This window comes from Nostoc sp. 'Peltigera membranacea cyanobiont' 213 (assembly GCF_002245975.1).
Taxonomy (GTDB): Bacteria; Cyanobacteriota; Cyanobacteriia; order Cyanobacteriales; family Nostocaceae; genus Nostoc.
In genome coordinates, this window is the sequence record NZ_NOLI01000251.1 from 1 (window position 1) to 5,374 (window position 5,374).

Annotated in this window: 3 protein-coding genes; all 3 read left to right on the top strand. The window is 42.5% G+C overall.

From position 1 onward, the window contains the following. The first annotated feature begins 21 nt into the window (after positions 1 to 21). On the top strand, positions 22 to 1,158 hold the full coding sequence (locus tag CDG77_RS38235; RefSeq protein ID WP_442946455.1) for a non-ribosomal peptide synthetase: 1,137 nt from the start codon (positions 22 to 24) through the stop codon (positions 1,156 to 1,158). Beyond that, positions 1,094 to 3,538, top strand: a complete 2,445-nt coding sequence (locus tag CDG77_RS38240) for a condensation domain-containing protein (protein WP_262985194.1) — start codon at positions 1,094 to 1,096, stop codon at positions 3,536 to 3,538. Before CDG77_RS38235 ends, CDG77_RS38240 begins: the two co-directional genes overlap by 65 nt. Then, positions 3,535 to 5,374, top strand: a 1,840-nt coding sequence (locus tag CDG77_RS35990) for a condensation domain-containing protein (protein WP_143857149.1), incomplete at its 3' end; no start/stop codon positions are given. The genes CDG77_RS38240 and CDG77_RS35990, both read left to right, overlap by 4 nt.

Genomic DNA, 5,374 nt, shown 5'->3' on the forward strand with positions numbered 1-5,374 from the left:
TATACACCACTATTTCAGGTGATGTTTGTTCTTAATAATGCGCCCAAACCTGAAATAGAGTTGACTGGGTTAACTGTCAGTTCATTGCCAATAGAAAGTGCGATCGCCAAGTTTGATCTTACCTTGGGAATGGAAAACACTAACAATGGACTCGTCGGGTGGTGGGAGTACAACACTGACTTGTTTTCTCGCAGCACCATTGAGCGCATGACTGGTCATTTTGTGACTCTACTTGAGGCAATTGTGGCAAATCCCCAAGAAAGGATTTCTCAATTACCAATGCTCACAGCATCTGAGCAACAGGAATTATTAGTTGAGTGGAATGATACAAGCGTAGATTATCCAATAGATAAATGTATCCATCAGTTATTTGAAGAGCAAGTAGAGCGTACACCCGATGCTGTGGCAGTAGTATTTGAGAATCAACAATTGACATACCACGAGTTGAATTGTCGTGCTAACCAGTTGGCGCATTATTTGCGGTCTTTGGGAGTGTCCGCCGACGTGCTGGTGGGGATATGTGTGGAGCGTTCTTTAGAAATGGTGGTGGGATTACTTGGGATTCTCAAAGCGGGTGGGGCTTACGTACCACTTGACCCTGAGTATCCTCAAGACCGTTTAAGCTTTATGCTTGCAGACGCTCAAGTTTCTGTGCTACTTACTCAACAGCATCTAGTTGAGAAATTACCTCGACATCAAGCGCGTGTAGTCCACTTAGATAAAGACTGGTTTGCGATCGCTAAGTTTAGCCAGGACAATCCAATTGCCCAGGTGCAAACTAGTAACATAGCTTATGTGATTTATACTTCTGGCTCTACTGGTCAACCGAAGGGGGTAATGCTATCTCACAGTAACCTTTGCAACCACATGTTCTGGATGCAAGCAACATTCCCCCTGACTGAAAAAGACAAAGTACTGCAAAAAACTCCCTTTGGCTTTGATGCCTCAGTTTGGGAATTTTACGCTCCATTGTTAGCAGGTGGACAGTTGTTAATAGCTGAACCAGGAGGTCATACTGACAGTGCTTATCTCTTAAGGTTAATTGNTCGAGCAGCAGGTAACTACTATTCAACTTGTTCCATCTTTACTGCAAATGCTTTTAGAACAGGGAGGAATCGAAACTTGTCACTCCCTCAAACACGTGTTTTGTGGCGGTGAAGTCTTACCCCTTACTCTGCAAGAAGGCTTGTTAAGTAAACTAGATGTAAATTTACACAATCTCTACGGCCCAACAGAGGCTTGTATTGATGCAACTTTCTGGAATTGTCAGCGTGAGATTTATCCACAACTTGTCCCCATTGGTCGTCCAATTGACAACACACAAATCTACATACTCGACCAAAACTTACAACCAGTACCTGTAGGTGTATCAGGAGAACTGCACATTGGTGGTGCAGGATTAGCAAAAGGATACCTCAACCGCCCAGAATTAACACAAGAAAAATTTATCCCCAACCCGTTTGAGGAGGCAGGAAGGAGTAGATTATATAAAACAGGTGACTTAGCACGTTATCTACCAGATGGTAATATCGAATACCTGGGTCGCATCGACAACCAAGTAAAAATCCGTGGATTCCGCATCGAATTGGGAGAAATTGAAGCAGCACTAAGTCAACATAAAGATGTTAAAACATCTGTGGTCATCATCCGCGAAGACATTCCCGGGAATAAACGCCTAGTCGCTTATGTAGTACCCCAGCCACACATAACACCCACAGTAAGCATTCTGCGTAGTTTCCTTAAAGAAAAACTACCAGACTACATGGTACCAAGTGCGATCGTCACCTTAGAATCCCTACCGCTTACACCCAATGGCAAAATAGACCGTCGCGCCCTACCAGCACCAGAAGCACGCACAGGAATAGAAAGCAGCCTAGTAGCACCACGCAACCTCATTGAAGAAAAATTAGTCCAAATTTGGGTGCAAGTATTAAGAGTAGAGCAAATAGGCATACACGATAACTTTTTTGAACTAGGAGGAGATTCCATCCTCAGCATTCAAATCATCAGCAGAGCAAAAGTTGCCGGAATAGAACTGACAGTAAAACAACTATTTGCCAATCAAACCATCGCCCAATTAGCTACAGTTGCAGGCACAACAAAAGCACGCTCAATTGAACAAGGGTTAGTCACAGGGACATTACCCCTAACACCAATTCAACACTGGTTTTTCGAGCAGAAATTACCAGAGAAACACCACTTCAATCAAGCATTTCTCCTCACAGTACCATCAGACCTCAACTTGGAAATATTAGAGCAAGTATGGCAGCAACTATTAAAACATCACGATGCTCTCAGGCTAAGATTTACCCAAATAGACACAATATGGCAGCAGATTCATGCCACGCCAACCGATAACATTACTATCCCCCGTTTTGACCTATCGACAGTTTCAGAAACCCAGATAGAAAGTGTCATTGAAATCACAGCTAATGAATTACAGGCGAGTTTAAATCTGTCAGAAAATATCGTACAAGTAGCATTTTTCTGGCTGGGTATTGACAAAAAAGCGCGATTACTAATAATAATTCACCACCTTGTAGTAGACGGTGTTTCTTGGCGGATATTGTTAGAAGATTTGCAGACAGCTTACCATCAACTAAGTCAAAGCAAAACTATTCAACTACCTACCAAAACTACGTCCTTCAAAGATTGGTCACAACAACTGACAGAATATGCTGTGGCAGAAGTCTTAAAATCAGAACTAGATTATTGGTTGAGTGCATCTTATGATACAGTTGATTCCCTCCCAGTAGACTATGCACAAGGAGTAAACACTACTGCATCAGCTAGGACAGTATCAGTATCATTAGACGAAGCCGAAACCCTTTCCCTCCTGCAAGATGTACCGAAAGCTTACAAAACACAAATTAACGATGTCTTGTTGACTGCCTTAATGCTGGTGTTGAGCAGATGGACTAACTCTAATTCAGTGTTATTCAACTTAGAAGGTCATGGGCGGGAAGAGATGGTAGATGGTGTAGACTTATCACGCACTGTTGGTTGGTTTACAACGATTTTCCCAGTGGTTGTGGAACTGAGAATCATAGATGATTTAGGTACTGCGTTAAAATCTGTCAAGGAACAATTACGTGCAATTCCTAATAAAGGCATTGGCTATGGCTTATTGCGTTATCTGAATGTTGATCCAGAAATAAGCGCTCAACTAGAGAAAATTCCCCAAGCAGAAATTAGCTTCAATTATTTGGGACAATTTGCTCAAGTTGTGAATACATTTTCTCTAATGCAAATAGCTAATGAGCCTAGCGGAAACAGCCAGAGTTTACAAGGTCAGCGTCATTGTTTGATAGATATTAATGCCATCATTACCAACGAACAACTGCAAATAGATTGGACATACAGCAGCAATATCCATCAGCACGAAACGATTGAGAATATTGCCCAAGAATTTGTCGAAACGTTGCAGAAGCTCATTGCTCATTGTTTATCACTGGAAAATGCAGGTTATACGCCTACAGATTTCCCGTTAATTCAACTTAACCAACTAGAACTAGATCAGATATTTCAAAATTTATGAAATTAGAACTTAGCAAAACTAACCGACAAAATATTGAAGATATTTATCCCTTATCTCCCATGCAAGAGGGGATGCTGTTTGAAAGTTTGTATGCTCCAGATTCAGGCGTATATTTTGAGCAGATAACTTGCATTTTGATGGGGAACCTGGATGTAAAAACCTTTGAGCAAGCTTGGCAGCAAGTGGTATCTCGGCATCCGGTCTTTCGCACAGCTTTCCAGTGGGAGTCTTTGAGGCAGCCAGTTCAGGTTGTGTATCGACAGGTTGAGGTTACGGTTGATACATACGACTGGCGGGAGTTATCTGCACAAGAGCAGCAACAGCAATTAGAGACTTTTCTGGATTCTGAGCGAAAACAGGGTTTCCAGCTATCGCTTGCGCCATTGATGCGCCTACATCTAATCCAGTTGGATAGTAATACTTATCAGTTTGTTTGGTGTCATCATCATTTATTACTTGATGGCTGGTCATCACCTTTGGTTTTCAAAGACCTGTTGGAGTTTTATCAAGCTATTTCTCAAGGTAAAAGTTTATCTAACATTGGAACTGTCAGCTACCGCAACTATATTGCTTGGTTACAGCAACAGGATCGAGATTTAGCTCAGAAATTTTGGCGACAAAAACTCCAAGGTTTTACTACACCAACTCCTTTGACTGTGGATAAACCATTGTTAATGCGGGAGAAGCATTTGGGCTACGGTGAACAACAAATTAACCTAACCGTGCCAGCGACAGCAGCAGTGGTGTCTTTTGTCAGACAGCATCAATTGACGATGAGTAATTTGGTGCAGGCGACTTGGGGATTGTTGCTGTCTCGCTACAGCCAAGAAACAGATGTGGTTTTTGGGGCAACGGTGTCTGGTCGTCCGCCTGAACTTGTTGGTGTAGAGTCGATGGTGGGGTTATTTATCAATACTCTGCCAGTGCGGGTGCAAATCTCCGAGAAGACTCAATTGCTAGATTTGTTGAAGGATTTACAGGCGCAACAGCTGGATTCTGAGCAATTCTCCTATAGCTCGTTGGCAGAAATTCAGGGGCTGAGTGATGTTCCCAGGGGTACATCTTTGTTTGAGAGTATTGTTGTTTTTGAGAATTATCCTGTTGATACTGCTGTTCTACAAGGCAATAGCGATTTTTCTCTCTCGAATTTTAGGTGGATTGAACAAACAAATTATCCTCTGGGGGTTGTAGTTGCCCTTGGTGAGCAATTGTCGCTGAAGGTGATGTACGATGCTAATCGATTTGAAAATGGGACGATTAGCCGGATGCTGGGCCATTTTGTCACAATGCTTGAGGCGATCGCAGCTAATCCTGTGCAACGAATTGACCAGTTGCCAATACTTACAGCAAGTGAGCAGCAACAATTATTAGTTGACTGGAATGATACAGGAGTCGATTATCCAATAGATAAATGTATCCATCAGTTATTCGAGGAGCATGTAGAGCTTACACCAGATGCTGTGGCAGTGGTGTTTGAGAATCAACAATTGACTTACCACGAATTGAATTGTCGTGCTAACTCTTTGGCGCACTACCTGAAGTCTTTGGGTGTGAAAGCCAACGTGTTAGTGGGGATTTGTGTAGAGCGTTCTTTAGAGATGCTAGTGGGACTGTTGGGCATTCTCAAGGCGGGTGGTGCTTACGTACCACTTGACCCAGAATATCCTAAAGACCGTCTTAAGTTCATGCTCAAAGACGCTCAAGTTTCAGTATTACTGACTCAACAGCAGCTCCTCGATCGACTACCTGAATATCAGGCAAAACTGATTTGTTTAGATGAAGTCTGGTCAGAAATTCTGCAAAACAAACAGAATAACCCGATTGAGGTAGTAACGC